At 38.6% G+C, this 21022-nt stretch carries 18 protein-coding genes and 1 pseudogene; 1 reads left to right on the top strand and 18 read right to left on the bottom strand.

Features of this window, described 5'->3' with window-relative positions:
- Positions 1-35 precede the first annotated feature (35 nt).
- From ACKP2L_RS00655 to rpsF, 11 genes and pseudogenes are all read right to left on the bottom strand, one after another.
- The gene (locus ACKP2L_RS00655; protein ID WP_439425466.1) at positions 36-1262 is read right to left on the bottom strand and encodes an MBL fold metallo-hydrolase; all 1227 of its coding nucleotides are present in this window, start codon (positions 1260-1262) and stop codon (positions 36-38) included.
- Between the two features lie 74 nt (positions 1263-1336).
- On the bottom strand, positions 1337-2611 hold the full coding sequence (locus ACKP2L_RS00650; protein ID WP_439425465.1) for an ABC transporter substrate-binding protein: 1275 nt from the start codon (positions 2609-2611) through the stop codon (positions 1337-1339).
- A gap of 3 nt (positions 2612-2614) precedes the next feature.
- A complete protein-coding gene (locus ACKP2L_RS00645) occupies positions 2615-3445 on the bottom strand; it encodes a carbohydrate ABC transporter permease (RefSeq protein ID WP_439426239.1) in 831 nt (276 codons plus the stop codon).
- A 20-nt stretch (positions 3446-3465) separates the two neighbouring features.
- The gene (locus tag ACKP2L_RS00640) at positions 3466-4407 is read right to left on the bottom strand and encodes a carbohydrate ABC transporter permease (protein WP_439425464.1); all 942 of its coding nucleotides are present in this window, start codon (positions 4405-4407) and stop codon (positions 3466-3468) included.
- On the bottom strand, positions 4407-5462 hold the full coding sequence (locus ACKP2L_RS00635) for an ABC transporter ATP-binding protein (protein ID WP_439425463.1): 1056 nt from the start codon (positions 5460-5462) through the stop codon (positions 4407-4409). The genes ACKP2L_RS00640 and ACKP2L_RS00635 overlap by 1 nt, the downstream gene beginning before the upstream one ends.
- Before the next feature lie 87 nt (positions 5463-5549).
- The gene (gene dnaB, locus ACKP2L_RS00630; RefSeq protein WP_439425462.1) at positions 5550-7007 is read right to left on the bottom strand and encodes a replicative DNA helicase; all 1458 of its coding nucleotides are present in this window, start codon (positions 7005-7007) and stop codon (positions 5550-5552) included.
- 3 nt (positions 7008-7010) lie between these two features.
- Positions 7011-7463: a 50S ribosomal protein L9 gene (gene rplI, locus ACKP2L_RS00625; RefSeq protein ID WP_439425461.1), complete on the bottom strand. Its 453-nt coding sequence runs from the start codon at positions 7461-7463 to the stop codon at positions 7011-7013.
- Positions 7464-7483: 20 nt separating this feature from the next.
- A complete protein-coding gene (locus ACKP2L_RS00620) occupies positions 7484-9550 on the bottom strand; it encodes a DHH family phosphoesterase (RefSeq protein ID WP_439425460.1) in 2067 nt (688 codons plus the stop codon).
- Positions 9551-9642: 92 nt separating this feature from the next.
- Entirely contained in the window at positions 9643-9816 is a 174-nt protein-coding gene (rpsR, locus tag ACKP2L_RS00615; RefSeq protein ID WP_439426238.1) for a 30S ribosomal protein S18, read from the bottom strand.
- Between the two features lie 177 nt (positions 9817-9993).
- The gene (gene ssb / locus ACKP2L_RS00610) at positions 9994-10572 is read right to left on the bottom strand and encodes a single-stranded DNA-binding protein (RefSeq protein WP_439425459.1); all 579 of its coding nucleotides are present in this window, start codon (positions 10570-10572) and stop codon (positions 9994-9996) included.
- Between the two features lie 140 nt (positions 10573-10712).
- Positions 10713-11000, bottom strand: a pseudogene (rpsF, locus tag ACKP2L_RS00605) (30S ribosomal protein S6); the annotation flags it as partial.
- A gap of 203 nt (positions 11001-11203) precedes the next feature.
- On the opposite strand from rpsF, the gene nadE reads away from it, so the two are divergent.
- Entirely contained in the window at positions 11204-12034 is an 831-nt protein-coding gene (nadE, locus tag ACKP2L_RS00600) for an ammonia-dependent NAD(+) synthetase (RefSeq protein ID WP_439425458.1), read from the top strand.
- 4 nt (positions 12035-12038) lie between these two features.
- On the opposite strand, the gene ACKP2L_RS00595 is transcribed toward nadE, so the two are convergent.
- The 7 genes from ACKP2L_RS00595 to dnaA all read right to left on the bottom strand — a co-directional run bounded on the left by ACKP2L_RS00595 (position 12039) and on the right by dnaA (position 21022).
- Complete coding sequence (locus ACKP2L_RS00595; protein WP_439425457.1) at positions 12039-12200, bottom strand: hypothetical protein; 162 nt, start codon at positions 12198-12200, stop codon at positions 12039-12041.
- 182 nt (positions 12201-12382) lie between these two features.
- Complete coding sequence (gene gyrA, locus ACKP2L_RS00590) at positions 12383-14959, bottom strand: DNA gyrase subunit A (protein ID WP_439425456.1); 2577 nt, start codon at positions 14957-14959, stop codon at positions 12383-12385.
- Positions 14960-14967: 8 nt separating this feature from the next.
- Positions 14968-16926 (bottom strand): DNA topoisomerase (ATP-hydrolyzing) subunit B, encoded by a 1959-nt coding sequence (gyrB, locus tag ACKP2L_RS00585; RefSeq protein ID WP_439425455.1) that lies wholly within the window; start codon positions 16924-16926, stop codon positions 14968-14970.
- Positions 16919-18040 (bottom strand): DNA replication/repair protein RecF, encoded by a 1122-nt coding sequence (gene recF, locus ACKP2L_RS00580; RefSeq protein ID WP_439425454.1) that lies wholly within the window; start codon positions 18038-18040, stop codon positions 16919-16921. Before recF ends, gyrB begins: the two co-directional genes overlap by 8 nt.
- Positions 18027-18248 (bottom strand): RNA-binding S4 domain-containing protein, encoded by a 222-nt coding sequence (locus ACKP2L_RS00575; RefSeq protein WP_439425453.1) that lies wholly within the window; start codon positions 18246-18248, stop codon positions 18027-18029. The genes recF and ACKP2L_RS00575 overlap by 14 nt, the downstream gene beginning before the upstream one ends.
- A gap of 126 nt (positions 18249-18374) precedes the next feature.
- Complete coding sequence (dnaN, locus tag ACKP2L_RS00570; protein WP_439425452.1) at positions 18375-19502, bottom strand: DNA polymerase III subunit beta; 1128 nt, start codon at positions 19500-19502, stop codon at positions 18375-18377.
- A 170-nt stretch (positions 19503-19672) separates the two neighbouring features.
- Complete coding sequence (gene dnaA, locus ACKP2L_RS00565; protein ID WP_439425451.1) at positions 19673-21022, bottom strand: chromosomal replication initiator protein DnaA; 1350 nt, start codon at positions 21020-21022, stop codon at positions 19673-19675.

The following is a 21022-nucleotide window of genomic DNA, read 5'->3' as shown; positions in this document are numbered from 1 at the left end:
TTTTCCTCCGTTTATTATGTAACCTATTATACAATTTAAAAAGATATTGACTGATTTTTACTGAAGAGTTCAGTTTTCAAACCAGCTTGTTTTAATGCATCGGCCTCTTTTTCCGGCTTAAAAGAATGCCAAGGAACAGTAACCTTAGCGTCGACTCTTTTTGCGATCTTGACAAGATCATTCTTAAGAGCGTGGCCCGATGCTCCTGCATAAACAAAATCAGCTCCGAATTTTTTTAATTTTTCCTGCTGAACGCTATACCGAGGATCATAATCCCCTAAAGGTTCTCCATTCATTTGCAGGAAAACAGGTTTATAAAAGTCTTTTAAAAGATCGATATTTTTATAACTATTTTGCAGTACAAAATTTTCTGGATATGAAATTATTTGCGAAATATCAACATCTTTGCCTAAAACTAAAGGCGCTGCTTGAGGAAAAAACTCGCGGATCAAATTAGCATAAAATTTTTCCCAAACGATCGGGCGGCCGAACCCAGCAGCACTTCTATCCAAAGCAAAAAGACGCTCAACGTTCCGCGGATAAGGATTTATAACAACCAGATGATTACTAGTTATGCGGTTTTCAAAGTTTGATATCAAATCTCCTTCGACATTTTTACTTGCATTAGGAAGATGGTCTTCTTTTTTATCTTCGTCATCAAAAGAAAAACTAGTTCCTTCCAAAAGAAGGATATCGGGTCTTGCCTGTGAAAAAGCATCCGTCCAATTATCGACTCTAGAAGAAAAAGGACCATTATAACGGACATCCCCTGAATAACAAAAGACATGTCCATTATCATCCTCGACTTTTATTGCTGACGCACCGATAATATCGTGATCGCTTTGGTAAAAAGTTATCTTAAAAGGACCAAAAGAAATCGTTTTCTCATAATCTACTGCAACAAGGTCATCAACTTTGGCCTCATCGCCTTCTTTGATCAGACTTTGGTAAAGTTTTTTAGAATCTCTGCTCATATAAATTGGTAATTTCGGCTTCAAGAATTTTAAAGCCCCGATATGATCAATGTGCAGATGGGAGATAAAAATGGCCTGCTGTTGAAATTTTTGTTGTCCATTCTGTTCAAATAATTCGGGTGTGTCAGGTAATATTCCCTTATTTATCAAATCAGCGATCGAATCTTCCTCTCTAGGATCGCCAGGTGTCCCGAAATCCATCAGGATCCTTGTACCTGCCTCGCTAAAACTTACGATGTTGCCGCCAATAGTATCAAGTCCATTAAGAAAAGTTATTTTTGTTGTCATACATTCATAATTTTAAAGCAAAAACCGCCAGATCTAACCAGCGGCCAATAAATTGAAATATTTAAATAGAATGATCAATTATTATTTTGTGAAATAGTTTGACGCATTTTCTTTGCAGCTACAGGAAACGCCTTGTTTGGTGACTGCTTTTTAGTAGTAACGTTATCGATCGCATTCAACATTTCGTTTCTATAGTCATTGTAGCCGACGAAAGCTGTTGCCTGAAAACCATAAGGGAGGGAATCAGCTGCAGCCTTAAACAAAGGATTTTTATTTAGATAATCCTTGTATTGGGTCGAATTACGAGCTTTTTTAGTTAGTGGTAAGTAACCAGTATCTTCAGCCCATTGACGGGTAACGTTATCTTTTAATAGATACTTCATAAATGCCCATACACCGGCTTGATGTTTTTTACCATTATTCATCATAACGAGATCATTACCGGCGAACTCAGTTGCTCGATGCCCCCTGTAGCTTGGGAAAACAGCAGTAGAAAACTTAAACTTTTTAATAGTTTTGCTAGAAATAGTCACACCTGCCGAACTAGAAAAATACAGAGCTGTCTTTCCTTCGGCAAAACGATTAGTACCATAAATATCTGCACCAGCGGTCCAAGCCTGACCATTATGAAGCATGTTATAAATACTATCAGCAGGTTTAAGAACTTTTGGCTTAGCAAAATTAACTTTTAATCCATTGCTTACAAACTTAGAGCCGTTAGCAGCAGACAGACCCTCAAGTTCCATATCAAACGAAGAGTCGAAACCTACTCCACTGTCTCCTTTAGCTTTGGCCGCCTTAGCGATTTTTTCAACATCATTCCAAGTGGTTGGTGTTGAAAATCCTAGATTCTTTAAAAGATCATTATTAACAAGCATCACACGAACAGATTTAGAAAAAGGAACAGAATAGTACTTTCCTTGCCACTTAGAGGATGAAATAAAGCCTGGATAAATATTATTCAACTGTTTTTTAGAAATCTTATTCTTGCCATGAAGCATATAATTATCAAGCGATGAAACAATACCGTCCTTTTGATAATCAGGAACTTGGGTATAAGTTGCTTGCGAAATATCAGGAAGTGTCCTTGACTTAGCTGCAGCCATTATTTTTTGATTCAGAGTTGCATAGCTGCCTTGTGATTGACGGACAACAGTATATTTAGATTGAGAATTATTAAACTGGTTAACGATATTATCTAATGATTTTCCATAAGGACCAGTCATCGCATCCCAAAGAACGACTTTTGTTCTTGCTGCGCTAGCAGTCATAGGCAAGACTGAGCTGACAACTGCCTGGCCGGCAAATAAACTTAAAGCAGCCATTCCAAAAAAACTAACTTTCTTCATAAATTATCCTTTCAAACCGGAACGCGAAATCCCAGCAATAATATATTTTTGTAAGAATAGATAAAGAAGCGCCATTGGCAAGATCACAAAAGTAGTAGCAGCCATTAACTGGGGATATTCAATACCAGATTCAGTCATAAAGGCCTGCAACCCTACCGGTAGTGTTCTCAAACTATCACTGTTAGTGACGATCAAAGGCCACATAAAACTATTCCAAGAACCAATTACCTGAAGCATCGTGATAGCAACGATCGAAGATCTGCTCATTGGTACTAAAATATGCCATAAAAAACGCCAATCGGACGAACCATCAATTTTAGCAGAATAATAAATGGTGTCCGGAACCGACATAAAGCTTTGCCTCAGAGCGAAAACAGAGAAAAAGCTGGCTATCCAAGGAACGATCAAAGCCCAATAAGTATTTATCATGTGAAATTTTGATAAAGTAACATAATTAGGAATGATCAGCATCTCTCCTGGTACCATCATCGTAGCTAATAAAATAACAAAAATAAGATTTTTCCCTTTAAACCTTAATTTTGAAAAACCAAAAGCTGCCAAAATGCTTGTAAATAACTGTAAGGCTGTTGTTGCGAAAGTCACAAAAAGTGAGTTGATCATATAAATCGCAAAAGGCGCTGCCTGCCACGCACTGATAAAGTTTTCAAAATGGAAAACTCGCGGGATCCAAATAGGCGGGATCCTGATAGATTCAGCCTGAGTTTTAAAAGCCGTTGAAAGCATCCAAAGAAAGGGAACCAGCATAATGACGGCTCCGGCTAAAATTATCAAATAGACCAAAAAATCAAAGGGGGTCGATCTTTTTTTTGAAATTTTTGTATTTTTAGCGGCCATCAAAAACCTCCATGAAATATTCTGCCGGTTTTTGCCTTTTTCGTCGGTCTCCGATAATCAAAGTGGCGTGAAAGCCATAACTGAACGACGGTTACCAACAGAATGATGAAAAATAATATTACCGAGGCCGCCGCCGCACGACCATATTGATTGAATACATAGAACTGCTGATAAATGTAGAAAACCATCGTCATAGCTGATTTAGCAGGTCCCGGCTGGCCGCCAAAGACAGCAAATACTTCATCAAAGATTTTAAAATCAGCTATCACAGCATTGATGAGTACAAAAACAAGCGTCAAGAATAATTGCGGCAAAATAACATTCCAAAAAATCTGCCAACTATTCGCACCGTCAACACGCGCAGCATCAGAATAGCGTTTATCGATATTTCCTAATCCAGCCATGATAAGAATGATATTAAAACCAAGACTTTTCCAAACTGAAATTATAATCAGAGTCAGCATTGCATAATGCGGATCATTAAGCCAATCTATCGGGTGGATACCAACAAGACTCAAAAAATAATTTGCTAAGCCCGAGCGCGCGTTGAATATCCAAGTCCATACCATTGATATTGCTATAGTTGAAGTAACGAATGGCAGAAAATATATCGTACGAAAAAGACCTGCTAATTTTTTTATTCTAAAAAGAAGAACAGCAAAAAATAACGAAAATCCAATTGTTAGAGGCACAGTTACCACAACGTAGATAATCGTATTTACTAAAGCTATATGAAAGTCTGAATCAGAAAATAAATATGTAAAATTGCCAAAGCCGCGTGCCAAAACTGTGTCTGTCAAAAACTGGTACTGAGTATAAAGCGACATAGCAAAGGACTTTAAGATCGGATAGATACTAAAAATAACCACGCCAATGATCATTGGCAAAATGTAGAGCCAGCCCTTTATAGATTCTTTCCAGGTAACTTTAGAATTCATCATTAGCGTATTGCTCCTTTGCTGATAACTGGTTCAACGCCGATACCATTATCATCAAAGCCATGGATCTCTCTTAAAGGAACGTAGAGATCAACATCTTTACCGACCATTTCTTGATTGACACCATCTACATTCTCTCCATTGAGTTTTTCGTCGAAAAATGTAAAAACAGAAAGTTCTTCAGCACCAAATTTCGTATAAGATTTTAAAACAGCAGGTAACTTTATAGAAAAATCATTCTTTATCGTTGATAGAGAATCAGGTCTTATACCAACGGTCGCTATATTCCCTTCGAATATCTTTTGAAAAAAATTCAAAGTTTCTTGATTATCAAAAAGATTGATCTGCGGATCACCAATGAATTTTGCCGTAAAAATATTTTTCGGATGATCATATAAATCATTAGGGGCAGCGTATTGCTGAATCACGCCATCCGATAATAACAATATTTTGTCAGAAATATGCATAGCCTCATTCTGGTCGTGAGTAACAAAAATAGTAGTGACCCCGGTTTGTTTCTGAATACGAGCTATTTCTTGACGCATCTCGGTCCTTAATTTAGCGTCCAAGTTCGATAAAGGCTCATCTAAAAGCAAAACAGCTGGTTTTCGAGCTAATGCTCTCGCGATCGCTACCCGCTGCTGCTGACCGCCTGATAATTCAGCGGGCCTTTTGCTTAATTGATCATCAACGTGTGTCAGTTTTGCCAAACGCATGATCTCTTCTTTACGTTTTGCTTTAGCCAATTTAGCGATTTTTAGAGGAAAACCAATATTATCGGCTACCGTCATGTTGGGATAAAGAGCATAATTTTGAAATACCATTCCAATATTTCGCTGTGCAACATTCAAATTAGTTACATCTGTATCCTCAAAAAAAATCTGACCTTCTGTAGGTGTCAGAAGACCAGCTATCATATTTAAAATCGTTGATTTACCAGATCCAGAAGGACCCAGAAGAGAAACTAGACTATGATCCGGAATCTCAAAATCAACATTATCGATGACCCTTTTGCCTTCGGTGTAGGCAAGTGTTAAGTGCTTAGCAACTAATCTCAACTCTAATTACGCCCCTTCAAAAAGAACTGCTTACAAGAGTAAATCTATCAGAGAAAAAGACGATAATCAAATATTTTCTTTATTTTCTTAAGATTGGTGTGGATCCAAATTACCATAAAACTGGATGCTTCGATCAAACATCAGTTTAACAGTGTCATTTGCACCTTGACGGTTTTTGGCAACGATCAATTCGACAGGACCTCTATCAGGTATCGAACTTTCATCAAAATCTTCGTCGTCTTCAGAGTGGCCATTTTGGTCATAATAATCTTCTCGATACAAAAACATAACAATATCAGCATCCTGTTCAATGGCACCTGAATCTCTTAAATCAGATAGCATCGGCCTTTTAGTCGTTCGTCCTTCTACACCACGAGACAACTGAGATAAAGCAATTATAGGAATATCAAGTTCACCAGCTAATTTTTTTAGCGAACGAGAAATAGCAGCAACTGCCTGCTGACGTGATTCGGCATTATCAGACTCTATCAACTGAAGATAATCAATAACGACCAGGCCGATGCCTGCTTCTTTATCCTGCCTTTGCAATTCAGACTGTAAATTACGAAGTTTGGCCCTGATCTCATTGATCCTGATCCCGGGAGTGGTATCTAAATTTATCTTCAACTTGGCTAAACGCTCATTAGCAAGCATTATTCTTGTCCAATCAGCGTTCGGATCGATTTGGCCATTCATAGATTGAGTCAAACCTTTCCCAGTCATCAGTTTGTCCATTGGTACTCTAGCATTAGCAGCTAAAATTCGTGTAGACAAGGACTGATCATCCATTTCCATATTGAAAACGACGACTGTTTTTTTACCTATTTCAGGCGATCTGGCAGCGTTGATCGCTAAGTTTAAGGCAAAAGCTGTTTTACCAACAGCTGGTCTAGCGGCTAAAATGATCAAATTATTGGCTTGCCATCCTTTTGTCAGCTTATCAAGATAGGCATAGCCGCTTGGCAAAGCACCTTCGCGTAAAATAGAATTTGATTTAGCGGCATTATTTAAATCGTCGATCGTTCTGCTTAGAGAATTTTTAAGTTCTATAAAATCATTGTTTTCAGCAGTATCCTCTATTGCATCCAATTTCGTACGAATCTCCGAAATCAAATCAATAGATTGTGATGAAGGATCATGCGCAAGGCCGTTAGCTTGATTGAAAAGATCGATCAAACGTCGTTGAGTTGCCTTTTCGTGGATGATCTTGGCATAATTTTCAACGTTAGCGATCGTACCGTCAGAGCTGAGTATTTCGGATATGTATCCTTCTCCTCCGACGGAATCCAAACTTTTGTCGCTTCGCATTTGATCGGAAACGGTCAGCGGTTCTACGATCTTATCATCATTTAATAAGCTGTTTATAGCTTGAAAAACTTGTTTGTTCTTGATGTCATAAAAATCATCCTCGGAAATTACTCCCAACATTCTGTCCAAAACGTCCTGTTGCTGGCTTAAACTGCTCGTATAAAAAAAAGCCGATAATAAAGCCTTTTCGGTTTGTACTTCCTGAGGAATTCGATTGTCTAATAAAGAATCAGCCATTGCTTAGATTTGTGCGATACTAACCTTTATTTTACTAGTAACTTGTTGGTGTAACTTTGCGGAAACTTCGTGCAAACCAACAGTCTTGATCGGCTGTGTTAAATCAAGTTTACGCTTATCTACGCTGATGCCGTACTGTTTTTTAAGTTGATCAGCTATATCCTTTGAGGTGACCGAACCATTCAAACGTCCATCAGGACCAACGTGCTCACTAAATTTTAAAACTGTATTTTTAGATTCTAGTTTATTTTTTATATGTTTTGCCTGCTCTAAAAGTTCTGCGGCTTTTTTCTCTTCTAATTTTTGCTGTCCATTAAGACGAGAAATATTTTCCGGAGAAGCATACACAGCTTTTTTATTTTTTATCAAAAAATTATTAGCATAACCATCAGGAACTTCTTTTATTTGACCGCGTTTCCCCTTATTTTTAACGTCTTGAAGAAATATTACTTTCATAACTTTTCCTTTCTTTATTACTATTGTTTATCTTCTTTAGATTTTAACTGTGAATCAACAGCCTGATAAAGTTTTTTTGAAACTTCCTGAATATCGTCGGACTCTAGCTGAGAAGCCGCATTGGTCAAAGATCCGCCTCCGCCGATCTTTTCCATTATCAATTGAACATTTATCGAACCATCGGATCTAGCAGATATACCGATTTTTTTATCTTTTCTTCTAGTTACGATAAAACTAGCATTGACTCCTTGGATCTTTAACATCCCATCAGCAGTCTGTGCAGCGGTTACCGAATCATACTCAACATCATTCTCCGCGACAACATAGGCTATGTTGTCTTGAACTTTTATAAGCTCATAAAGATGTGCTTTTGTTAGCAATTCATTTTTTGACTCTTTACCAAAACTGCTTAATAACTTAGCATCTGCTCCAGCCGCTCGCAAAAAGCTGGCTGCATCGAAAGTTCTTGAACCTGTATGGGAGGTAAAACCCTTCGTGTCTAATTGAATTCCGCCTAAAAGTGCCGTTGCTTCAACTTTGGTCAAAGGAGATTTCCTACGATCTTCATAGCCCAATAACTCTGATACTAATTCAGAAGTAGAAGATGCATATTGTTCAACATAAAACAACAGCGGTTTTTCCTCAAAACTTTCATCTGCGATTCGATGATGATCAATAACGACCACCGATGATTTAAGTTTGTCCAGTAATACTCCTGCTGCTGAAATGCTTGGCCGGGAATGGTCCACCAATATCAGCAGGCTTTGCTCAGTAGCGATCGAAGCAGCTCTTTTTTCAGATATAAAAGGACCGCTGATAAGATTTAAATCCTTTTTATCATCAGTATTTTGCTGACGTATCTTATTATTAGAAGCTTCGACTTCTTCATTGATTTTATCCATAACCAATTTAACATCACGCTGTACATTGTTTTCTTCGATCACTATATAAGCAGTCAAGTCGTGCAGCCGGCTCATCCGCCAAACACCTAAGGCCGCTCCTAGTGAATCCATATCGGGGTTCTTATGACCAGAAATAAAAACAGAATCAGCATTAGCAAAAAGGTCAGACAAAGCTTGGTCGATCATTCTAGCCCGCACCCTGGTTCTTTTAGCCATCGGATTTGAGGTGCCGCCGTAATATATCGCGGGACTATCATTTTCCCTGATCACAACTTGATCGCCTCCGCGCCCAAGCGCCAAATCTAAATTACGATGTGCAAGTTCAGCCAGTTCATTAAGGTCAGAGATACCAAAAGCTATGCCTATAGACAAACTTAAAGGCATATTTTGTTTTAGTGATTCTTCGCGAACATTATCTAAAATAGAAAATCGATCAGATTCTAATGATTTCAAATCAGGCAGCCGACCAAAAAATAGATAGCGATCGGAAGAAATTCGTCTAATGAATAAATGATATTTTTTCGCCCATTCATCAAGCCGCCCAGAAATGAAGGCGATCAACTGGCTTGACTGTGAATCAGTGGCATCCTGAATAACTTCTTCATAATTATCAACGTTTATCAACCCGTAGAAAAGGCGATCTTTCTCATACATTAACTGATATTTAGAAATATCAGTCATATCAAGCAGATAAACAGTCTGACCGTCATTTTGGACCTGTAGAAAAAAGCGTCCCTTGTGCCAATCGATAACCGCTGAATTCCCAGATTTATTAGATTCAACAAAGGAATAAAGATCTGCATCTGCATCTTTCAAATTTTTTCCTAATATTGAGCTATCGCCGAATGTTTTAGTTAAATTTTCGTTTATCCATTCTATTTCACCGCTTTGGCTCAAAAGCATAACTCCGATGGGCATTTGATCCAGCGCACTCGTTTGAGAAATAGATACTCGTCCGTATAAATTAGTCATGTAAGTTTGAAAATCAACGCCAAGTGAATTTATAAAGCCATAGATAAAAAAAGCGGATAATAATAGCAGCAATAACCAAATTAAAAGCCAAATCAGACCTAGTTGAAAAGTTGCAACTAAGCCGAAAACGGATACGATTATGAAAAGTGCAAGAATGTAAACAGCACGATAATTTTGAATAAATTTTGGTAGTTTCGAATATAAATTATTCATCAAAAACTTCCTTGATTGGCTTGCAATCTGTTCTTATTTTAACAGATAAAAAAATCCTCTATAAATAAGCAGAGGATTAATAATAATTATTTTTACTTATTAGCAACGAATGGTAACAGCGCCATTATACGTGCCCGCTTAACAGCGGCTGCTATCTTACGCTGATTCTTTGAACTCGTACCGGTGATCCTTCTAGGGAGGATCTTACCATTATCAGCAACAAAGCGTTGCAAGAGATCCGTATCTTTATAATCGACATAATCGATATGATTAACAGCAAGATAATCGACACGACGACGACCGCCTTGACGACGACCGCGACGCTCACCATCTCCACGAGGAGTACGGCTTGGGCGATTAGTTCTTTCACCGTTAACGGTTTGGACTCTTTGGTTAGAATTTTCTTCAGCCATCTTTAATACGTCCTTTCTTTGAATTTAATTTTAAAAAGGAAGATCATCATCAGAGATATCAAGTGAATCATCGTCCGATCCCGTATTGAAGGGACTAGAAGAATCTGCTTGACTGTTAGCCGGCTTCCCAGAAGATGAATTACCTGCACCTGCAGCACCATTATTATTAAATTGTGCTTGGAAAGGATTCGAACGTCCCTGATCTTGAGAAGGAATATTGAAGTTGTTTTGATTTGAAGGATTGCTTGATCCTGATGAAGGATTAGAAGCTCTCCGAGCCTCCGATTGTGCTCTTGTTTCTAATAACTGGAAATTATCGATAACAACTTCAGTAACGTAAACACGCTGCCCCTGATTATTTTCGTAGGAACGGGATTGAAGTCTGCCCTCAACGGCGACCATAGCACCTTTTCCAGTGAAATTAGCGAAATTTTCAGCTGCTTTTCTCCAAATAACGCAATTGATAAAATCAGCTTCTCGTTCGCCTGAACGATTAGTAAAATTTCTATCAACAGCTAAAGAAAAAGATCCCACTGCATCCCCGCTGCCGGTATATCTTAACTCAACATCACGTGTCAGTCTGCCAACTAAAACTACTCTATTGATCATAAAACTCCTTATTTTTCAGCTGCGGCAGCTTTAGCTTGTGCCTGTGCAGCATTACGCTCAGCTTCACGCTGTGCACGTCGTTCAGCAGCTCTTTGAGCAGCTGCGGCTTGCTTTGCATGAGCATCACTAAGCTGGTTCAGATCAACAGCAACGATCATATGACGAAGAATATCATTAGAAATCTTTGCTAGACGATCAAACTCTTCGTTAGCTCTTTCATCATCAGTAGTAAATGTAACCACATGATAAGTTCCGGATCTGTATCCACTTATTTCATAAGTGAAACGACGGCTCTCCCAATCAGAAGAATCCTTGATAGCTGCTCCATTATCGGTCAAAACTTTATCAAAACGCTGTACCAAATCTGCTTTCGCATCTTTATCGATATCAGGGCGAATAATATAAGTTAATTCGTAACTTTTTGCCATTTTTTTAACCTCCTTTCGGTCTCTGACCGCCTAAGCGGTAAGGAAGTGAATTTTCATCACAGACCTTTATGATACAGTGATTCACTTTCAAAATCAACCGCGAAATGCTTCTTGTCAAATGATCTTTTGGATAAAAACTGACTTTTTTTAACTTTTTTTAAAAAATATATTTTAAAGTTTAAATATAGTAAAAAGGAGAAAAAATGAGAGCCTTACAAGAAAAAATAATTGCTGACCTACATGTTCAGCCGGTGATCGATCCAAAAAAAGAAATCGAAAGAACGATCTCTTTTTTAAAAAATTATTTATTAAAAAATCAAAATTATAAAAGCTACGTGCTGGCTATATCCGGCGGGCAAGATTCCACTCTAACTGGTAAATTAGCCCAAATGGCAATAAATCAAATAAGAGAAGAAACTAAAGATAAAAATTATAAATTTATTGCCATTCGCCAACCATATGGCAAGCAGGCAGACGAAGCAGATGCTCAATTAGCACTGGACTTTATAAAAGCCGATAAAATAGTCACAACGAATATAAAATCAGCAACTGATGCTTTAACAAAAGAACTAAGAGAAACAACCGGTTTAAAGGTCGATGATATGAGCCGAGGATCTATCAAGCCAAAAATCAGAATGGTAGCTCAATATGCCGTCGCAAGAGAGTTTGACGGAGTCGTTTTAGGTACTGATCATGCTGCAGAAGCTTTTGCCGGATTTTTTACAAAATACGGTGACGGCGGGACTGACTTAGATCCTCTTTGGCGTTTAAACAAACGGCAAGGAAGACAAATGCTTGAAGAGTTGAATGCACCAAGCCGGCTTTACGAAAAAACACCTACCGCTGATTTAGAAGACTACCGGCCGCAATTGCCAGATGAAACAGCCTTAGGGGTCAGTTACAAAGAAATCGATGACTATCTGGAAGGTAAAGATATAGAAGAAAAATCAGCCCAGAGAATAGAAAAACTTTATTTGTCAACTCAGCATAAAAGGCATTTGCCAGTTACGATATATGATACGTGGTGGCTATAAGGGTTCAGCGCTTTTTATAAAAGTTGAGAAGGGTCAAAACAGCATCGGCAAACATGCCAAAAGCCATAATGTCCATAGCTAGACTCCCTCTCATCGTCAAAACGGCCCAAATTAAAATCAAATAAAGCACTACAAAAATCATTGCAATAAACTTTGAATACATCATATTAAAATATCCTGTCCTTTTACGTTATCTAGGATACTAATCGCCTGTAATTAAACCAGAATCACTGCTGATCTAATTGCAAAAGACTAGTTCAATAATTATCATACTAAATTTTTTATCTTAATATAATAAAAAAAGTTCTTAGATTTAATCTAAGAACTTTTTAATTTAATCAAAAATATTTATTTTTCGGAATTATTATCTTTTTTATTTTGATCATTAAGCTGACGGTCAGCCAAATCTTTTACTTTTTGAATATCAACAGATCCTTCAGTTGAGGCAGATTCCTGTTCATCGATCTTTTCTGACTCATGTTCGACTTTGGTCAAAGTTGCAACTTTTGAACCTTTTTCTATTCTGATAACTCTAACACCGAGAGTTGCCCTGCCTGTTTTGGAAACGTCTTTCGCATCAAAGCGGATCATGACTCCGGCATTAGTGGTAACCATAATATCTTCGTTACCAGAAACTACTGTCAAACCAGAAACTAAACCATTTTTTTCTGTAACGTTGACAGTCTTATAACCCTTGCCGCCGCGTCCTCTGATTGGATATTCCTCAACTGCTGTTTGTTTTCCATAACCGTTTTCAGTAATAACCAATACATTGTTACCAGGAACTAATAAATCAGAACCTACGACATAATCTTTTTCACGAAGCGACATCCCCTTAACACCGGAGGCACTTCTTCCCATTTGACGAACATCCTTCTCTGCAAAAGAAACTGCGTAACCGCGATGAGACGCGATTATTATATTGTCATTGCCATGAGTTAAAAGAACGTTTATCAATGAATCGCCAGGGCGCAGATTGATCGCTCTAAGCCCGGACTGTCTTATATTAGAAAAATCAACTACCGGCGTTCTTTTAACGATCCCGAATTTAGTAGTGAAGAAGAGGAAATCTTTTGAATTCTCAACGTTCCCAGAAACGTTTATAACAGCCTGAACATGTTCATTGGAATCCAAACCAAGCAAATTGATAACAGGAATGCCTTTAGCTTGACGACCATATTCGGGAACTTCATAACCCTTCATTTTATAAACTTTCCCTTGGTCAGAAAAGAACAAAAGAACATCATGAGTACTTGTAGATACTAGGTGCTCAACAAAATCATCATTGTGAGTATTCATTCCTTGAACACCGCGTCCACCGCGGTTTTGGGTATGAAATTCACTAGTAGAAAGCCGTTTTATATATCCTTGATGAGTCAAAGATATCAGGACATCTTCCTGTGCGATCAGGTCTTCATCTTCAATGCTGGTAACATCACCAACTTGTAATTCCGTTCTCCGATCATCGCCGAATTTATTTGCAATATCCAGCAGTTCTTGATAAATTATTTGGTCGATCCTTTTCGGCTTAGCCAAAATGTCTTTCAAGTTTTCGATCGATTTCAAAAGATCTTGATATTCGGACTCTATCTTGTCGCGCTCTAAGCCGGTCAGACGAACAAGACGCATATCCAAAATTGCTTGTGCCTGACGATCAGACAATTGATAGCGGCTTATAAGTTCGCGTTTAGCATATTCAGCAGTCGAACTAGAGCGAATCAAATCAATGATCGCATCGATGTGATCCAAGGCTATCCTTAACCCAGCTAAAATATGCGCACGATCCTGAGCTTTCTTTAATTCAAATTCAGTCCGGCGCCTTATGACCTCACGCTGGTGCTCAAGATAAGCAAAAAGGATTTCCTTTAAGCTCATCATTTGAGGTTTGCCATGATTAATAGCGATCATATTGAAAGAAAAACTGGTCTGAAGCAGCGTTTGTTTGTAAAGATTATTCAAAACAACATTCGCACTTGCATCTCGGCCTATATCAATAGCAACGCGCAAACCTTTTTGATCAGATTCGTCTCGTATGGCAGTAATACCATCGATTTTTTTATCTAAAACGAGCTCTCTGATTTTTTCTATAAGTTTTGCCTTATTGACCATATAAGGAAGTTCGGATATAGCTATCCTTTCACGGCCAGTCGAAGTCGTTTCTATATCAACTCTTGATCTTACCGTTACTGAACCTCGACCGGTTTCATAAGCACGTCGAATACCGGCTTTCCCCATAACGATAGCTCCAGTCGGAAAATCAGGACCCGGCAAGACTTCCATCAAGTCACTTACACTTGCATCAGGGTTATCCATTAAAATATGAATAGCTTTTATGACTTCACGCAAATTATGTGTTGGTATATTAGTTGCCATCCCAACAGCTATGCCTTGTGCACCATTTACCAGGAGGTTGGGAAATCTAGAAGGAAGGACAACGGGCTCTCTATTATCTCCATCGTAACTGGGGCGAAAATCAACGGTATTCTTGTTGATGTCACGAAGCATCTCCAAAGAAATCTTTGAAAGTCTGGCTTCTGTATATCTCATTGCAGCCGCAGGATCGCCATCGACAGAACCGAAGTTACCATGTCCATCAACTAATGGGTAACGATAACTGAAAGGCTGGGCCATTCTAACTAACGACTCATAAATAGCTGAATCGCCGTGTGGATGAAATTTTCCCATGACATCCCCGACGATACGTGCTGATTTTTTATGGGGCTTATCAGGAGTTACACCAAGTTCGTTCATTCCATAGAGAATACGGCGATGGACTGGTTTTAATCCATCTCTGACATCCGGCAGAGCACGAGCAACGATAACTGACATAGCATAAGACAAAAAACTAGTTCTCATCGTTCGGTTAAGATTAGCGTTCTCGATTTTTCTATCAGGTGTGAAATTGTTATTATCTTGTTCTGACATTTTTTACCTCAAACATCCAAATCTTCAACGAATTGGGCATTGTCTTCTATGAATTCTCTTCTGGGTTCGACTCTATCGCCCATAAGCATATCGAAAGTCGTGTCAACATCCGGATCATAGTTAGGATCGACCCTTAAAAGCCTTCTGTTATCTGGATTCATAGTGGTTTCCCAAAGCTGAGTAGCATCCATTTCTCCAAGACCCTTATAACGCTGGATCCTGGGTTTTGGACTTGCAGGAAGCGTAGAAACGTATTGATCAAGTTCTTCATCAGAATCCAGATAAACCCTTTTATCAGAATTACCGATCGCAACTCCGTACAAAGGCGGCTGAGCGATATAAATATAACCAGCATCGATCAACGGACGCATATATCTGAAGAACAAAGTGAGCAAAAGAGTTCTGATATGCGCTCCATCAACATCGGCATCCGTCATGATAATGACTTTATGATAATGAGCTTTTTTAATATCAAAATCATCGCCAAAGCCCGTTCCCATAGCGGTAAACAAGGACCTGATCTCTTCATTAGCCAAGACTTTATCTAAAGTTGCTTTTTCAACGTTTAAAATCTTCCCTCTGATAGGCAGAATGGCTTGTGTCAAACGAGACCTTCCCTGCTTAGCTGATCCGCCGGCTGAATCTCCCTCGACAATAAAAAGCTCAGATATTTCCGGATCTTTTGAAGTATTATCAGCCAATTTGCCAGCCAAAGCGCTGATTTCAAGACCTGATTTTTTTCTAGTAAGATCACGAGCTTTTTTGGCAGCGACACGAGCTTTAGAAGCGATGAGGCCCTTATTGACGATCGCTCTAGCAACATCGGGATTTTCCATCATGAATCGACTAAAAATAACTGAAAATTCGTGATTAACAGCCTGCTGAGCATCGTTATTGCCTAATTTAGTTTTTGTCTGTCCTTCGAATTGAGGATCAGGATGTTTAACAGAAACGATGGCCGTTATCCCTTCACGAACATCTTCGCCTGTCAATTGATCATCATTATCTTTTAAAATACCCTGTTTCCGAGCGTAGTCATTGATTATCCTGGTCAACGCCATCTTAAACCCGGTCTCATGGGTCCCGCCTTCATGAGTATGTATATTATTAGCAAAACTCATAAGCGTCTCAGCTACTGCATCTGTATATTGGAGAGCAACTTCAACTTGGATCTTATTTTCTTCGCCTTCAACATAAATAGGTTTTGGAAAAAGCGGTTTTTTATTACGATTCAAAAAGCTTACATATTCAGCGATTCCGCCTTCATAGAGAAATGACTCTTTTTTAGCTGGATCAGTTCTTTTATCCGTTATAGAAAGACGAAGACCTTTATTCAAAAAGGCAAGTTCGCGGATCCTATTTAATAAAGTACTGAAATCAAAATGAGTAGTTTCAGTAAAAATATCCGGATCCGGAGCAAAATGAACGATCGTTCCCCTTTTAAGGCGCATCGGCTCATCGATCGTTTTCATTTCAGTCTTAATGTGTCCGCGGGAAAAGTCCATATAATAAATTTTCCCGTCACGATAAACTCTGACATCCATTTCTTTTGAAAGGGCATTGACAACCGAAGCACCGACACCGTGAAGACCGCCTGAAACACGATAATTTTTTGAATCAAATTTTCCACCAGCATGGAGAATGGTAAAAACTGCCTCCATGGCAGGACGCCCGGTCTTGGGCTGGATTTCGACTGGAATACCACGACCATCATCCGTAACAGTTATCGATCCATCAGCTTCGATAGTCAATGTAACGTGGCTGGCATATCCAGCTAGTGCTTCATCAATACCATTATCGATTATTTCCCAAACCAAATGGTGCAAACCGGCTGATGAAGTCGAACCAATATACATTCCGGGACGTTTTCTGACTGCTTCTAAGCCCTCGAGGATCTGTATCGAAGAACCGCCGTATGCATTATCATCAACAGGCGCTACCTGCTTATTTTTGTTATCTTCATTCATAAATCAATCCTCCGTTCTCGACCCGAAATATTTTCGGATCTTTTATCAAATTACGTTCAACGTCAGACAAGCTTGGAGCAGTAAGAAAAGTTTGGACCTTGTCTTGTATAAAACTAAGTAATTGCGTCTGACGATTGCCATCCAGCTCAGATAAAACATCATCAAGAAGCAAAATAGGATATTCACCGGTTTCAAATTTCATCATTTCGATCTCGGCTAATCTTATCGACAAGGCCGTTGTACGCTGCTGGCCTTGTGAAGCGAATGAGCTTACTTCTTTACCATCTATGAAGAATCTGAGATCATCATGATGCGGACCAGTCATAGTCGTCTTTAAAAGCAGCTCCCGCATATGATTTTTTGCTAATTGTTCGGAAAAAATTTTCCTGATATCTTCAAAACCGCTTTGATCATCCAAACCGGGGAAAGTTCTATATTTTATATTTAAATCTTCCCCGCCGGAAATAGCTTGGTGTATTTTTTGTGCATATCCCTCAAGTTTCTTTACAAGCAAGAAACGCTGCTGGATTATTTTCGAACCAAAATCACTTAACTGATCGTCTAAAACTTGCAAATAAGTTTTATCGTAAATCGGCCGTCCTTTAGAAATAGAGATATTTTTTAAATATGCATTACGATCTTTTAATACTTTTCGGTATTCAAGAAGGTTAAGCAGATAATTAGCCGACATTTGTCCGAATTCGCTGTTTATGAATTTGCGGCGAATTCCAGGCGATCCTTTAACTAATTCCAGATCTTCAGGCGCAAATAATACAACATTCAAATTGCCGATATAATCCGAAAGCTTGCTTTCAGGCAAATGATTAACAAAAACTTTTTTTCCTCCTCTGCTTAAAACTAATTCAAGCGGGAAGGAACCTGAATTTCTTGTGACTCTCCCGGAAATTTTAGCAGCAGAAGCCGACCATCTTATCAAATCGCGATCATTGTTGTCGCGGTGCGACCTGGCAGCAGCAAGCATGTAGATCGCTTCAAGAAGATTCGTTTTGCCTTGCGCATTATCCCCGATAAAAATGTTTACAGATTTAGAAAATTCAACTTGCAGCTCAGCATAATTACGAAAATCTTTCAAACCCAATTCATTTAGATACAATTTGGTATTCTCCGGCATTCAAAATTTTTACTTTATCGCCATTGTAAAGTTTCCTGCCTCTGCGATTATCAGCTTCTCCGTTAACAAAAAAAGACTTCGGGTTCTCTTTTAACATGATTTTAGCCATTCCGCCTGATGCTGCTATGTTTTCGATTTTTAGAAGCTGGCCGAGCGTAATAAAGTCGGTGTCGATCTGAACTTTTTTCAAACTTTCACCTCCTAATTACTACTTTGATTATAGCAAAAAAGGGCCCTAAATTGCCATCTAACGAATTTTAGACCCTTTAACATATAACTTCATTTAAAAAATATTTACGCGCTTATACGGCTGAAATCAAAAAGTTCTGACTGGGGTGATCAATTGAATTTTTTCGTTGCCCTGGCCTTCAGCCGGTCCGATAACGAATGGGCGCAAACTGCTCGTAAATGAAAAATTCAGTGTTTTCTCGGAAATAGAACTCAATGCATCTTTCACAAAGTCCGGATTAAAACTGATTTTCAAATCCTTTCCCTGAAAGTTTTTGATCGGCAGCGATTCATGCACATTCCCTATCTCGCTTCTTTCCGTGCTGATTTCTAACGATCCATTTGAAATGGTAAATTGAGCGACTAAATTACCAGACTGATGTGCAACCAAGCTAGCTCTGTCTAATGAAGCGGACAAAACTTGAGAATCAATCGAAAAGCTGCTCGTTGATTCTTGCGGTATCAAGCGGTCAGTCTGTGGATACTGTCCTTCAAGCAGTCTTGAATAGAAAACCGTGTCGCCTAAATTGACCATTAAACGCGATTCATCAAATTGCAGATCTACTTCTTTAATACCTTCTATCAGAGCTCTTAATTCTGTCAAAGCTTTGCTTGGAACAACAACGTCAGTTGTCAAAGGAGAATCACTTTTCAAAGTAACTATCCGTTGTGCCAGGCGATGCGAGTCAGTTGAAACGACTTTTATTTGATTTTGATCGATAACAAAGTGAATACCGGTCAGCAAAGGTCTTGAGTCCTGAGCAGATACTGACTTTATCGTTTCTGCTATCAGATCTGTTAATTGGTCTGCAGGAATTTTTATGTTCAAAGCATCGTCGATCCTCGGTAGCTGCGGGTAATTGTCTGCAGCTTGTCCGGAAACGGTAAAAAGAGATTGTCCGGAAGATATTTTTATTTGAGAGCCTTCAGTATAAATTTGTAAATCACTTTCCGAGAGCCTCTTGATTATGCTTGTAAAAAAGTTGGCTGAAACGACTATTTCGCCTTCTTCTTCGATTTTTAAATCGTTTTTCTGATCGGCAGCTATAATCGTTTTTATCGAAATTTCTGAGTTCGATCCTATAAGTGTCAATCCGTTGCTTTGAGCTGATATCTTTATTCCGCTCAAAATCGGGATCATGACTTTTCCAGATATTGCTCTGTTTACGATATTTAATCTATTGACAAGCTCATTCTTTTTTAATGAAAATCTCATCGTGTCCTCTCTGATTAATTAATATTTATTAGTTAATAGTAATAATAAGGTCTGTGTAATAAGTGGATAAGGGCTACAAAGCGTTAGTTTTTATTGATTTTCCTTGTGGAAATAATCTGGAAAACTCTTTGATAAATCCTATATTTATGCACAACTAAATTTTACGTGTTTTATTGTCTTTCTTTTATTTTTGCTGAAATAGTCTCGATCCTCTGTTTTACTGTAAGATCTTTTTCTATCAAATCTGCTATTTTTTCTGTGCCATGCATAACAGTCGTATGATCTCTTCCGCCAAAAGCCTGCCCAATTTTCGGAAGTGAGATATCAGTCAAGTGCCGAATAAGATACATAGCTACTTGACGAGGCATAACTATATCTGAATTCCGCTTTTTGCCTATTAGATCAGCAAGGCTAACATCGTATTCTTCAGCTACTACTCTTTGTACATCTTCTATCGTTATTACTTTTTGTTTTGTAATATTCAAATGTTCGAGGATCTTTTCTGCGTTAGCAACATTGATCTTTTTGCCTGATCTGGCCATCAAAGTCAACGTGTTAAAAGCACCTTCTAGTTCACGAACGTTGCTATCGACTTCTTCGGCTATCAAACTTAGTGTCTGAATATCTATATTCATGCCGGTTTCTTCAGCTTTATTTTTTAATATTGCTAATCTTGTCGGATAATCCGGCTTTTGGATGTCGTAAGCGACTCCCTGCATAAATCTGGAAACTAATCGAGTGTTGAGACCCGGGATGTCTTTTGGCAGAACATCTGAAGTCATGACTATCTGTTTTTGCGACTTGGTTATCTTGTTAAATATATTGAAAAATTCTTCTTGAAAACGGTCTTTTCCTTGAAGCATTTGGATATCATCGACGAGCAGTATGTCAACATTTTCATAATTACTTGTGAATTCTGCTGTTTTCTTTTTGCTGATCGCATCTACCCAGTCGTTCATAAAATCATCAGTTGTAATGTACCTGATGATCGCATTCGGTTCTAATTCCTGAACTTTGTTTCCGATCGCCTCCATCAGATGGGTCTTGCCAAGACCTGAAGAACCGTAGATCAGTAGGGGGTTATATTGCTTGCCGGGTTGTTCGGAAACTGCTATAGCCGCGCTGGTTGCTAATTCGTTTGCATCACCTACGACCCAATTTTCAAAAGTGAATGCAGAGTTGAGTTCATAATCAGTCGCTACAAAAGATGACTGATCCAAGTCATCTGTTTTTCTGACCAATTTAGGCTTTTCTTTAACAACTTTTAGATCAGGCTTAAAGAAATCATGTTCAACATCATAAGCGTATTCCATAAATTTGGCAGTGTAGTTTCCGTTGTCCCAAGCTTGCAATATTAAATCACTGGGAGCTTGCAAACTTACAGTCCGTGTTTCTAGATTTGCGTTTACTGCCTTGACTGGGCGAATCCAGTTTTCATAAGCGGTTTCACCCATGTTTTCGGCAAAGCGGGCCTGAACACCGCTCCAAAAAGTATTAAGATCAAAAAAATTCTCATTCAT

It is taken from the genome of Oenococcus alcoholitolerans (assembly GCF_051852995.1).
Classification (GTDB): domain Bacteria; phylum Bacillota; class Bacilli; order Lactobacillales; family Lactobacillaceae; genus Oenococcus; species Oenococcus alcoholitolerans.
Note: the sequence above shows the minus strand (reverse complement) of the source record. Positions and strands in the feature narration are given on the sequence as shown.

Coding starts and splice junctions, on each gene's coding strand:
- ACKP2L_RS00620 (WP_439425460.1), bottom strand. CDS start 9,550: ATGAATAATTTATATTCGAAACTACCAAAATTTATTCAAAATTATCGT.
- ACKP2L_RS00655 (WP_439425466.1), bottom strand. CDS start 1,262: ATGACAACAAAAATAACTTTTCTTAATGGACTTGATACTATTGGCGGC.
- ACKP2L_RS00640 (WP_439425464.1), bottom strand. CDS start 4,407: ATGATGAATTCTAAAGTTACCTGGAAAGAATCTATAAAGGGCTGGCTC.
- gyrA (WP_439425456.1), bottom strand. CDS start 14,959: ATGTCAGAACAAGATAATAACAATTTCACACCTGATAGAAAAATCGAG.
- ssb (WP_439425459.1), bottom strand. CDS start 10,572: ATGATCAATAGAGTAGTTTTAGTTGGCAGACTGACACGTGATGTTGAG.
- ACKP2L_RS00595 (WP_439425457.1), bottom strand. CDS start 12,200: ATGATGTATTCAAAGTTTATTGCAATGATTTTTGTAGTGCTTTATTTG.
- gyrB (WP_439425455.1), bottom strand. CDS start 16,926: ATGAATGAAGATAACAAAAATAAGCAGGTAGCGCCTGTTGATGATAAT.
- dnaB (WP_439425462.1), bottom strand. CDS start 7,007: ATGGCTGATTCTTTATTAGACAATCGAATTCCTCAGGAAGTACAAACC.
- dnaN (WP_439425452.1), bottom strand. CDS start 19,502: ATGAGATTTTCATTAAAAAAGAATGAGCTTGTCAATAGATTAAATATC.
- ACKP2L_RS00650 (WP_439425465.1), bottom strand. CDS start 2,611: ATGAAGAAAGTTAGTTTTTTTGGAATGGCTGCTTTAAGTTTATTTGCC.
- nadE (WP_439425458.1), top strand. CDS start 11,204: ATGAGAGCCTTACAAGAAAAAATAATTGCTGACCTACATGTTCAGCCG.
- dnaA (WP_439425451.1), bottom strand. CDS start 21,022: ATGAATGAGAATTTTTTTGATCTTAATACTTTTTGGAGCGGTGTTCAG.
- rplI (WP_439425461.1), bottom strand. CDS start 7,463: ATGAAAGTAATATTTCTTCAAGACGTTAAAAATAAGGGGAAACGCGGT.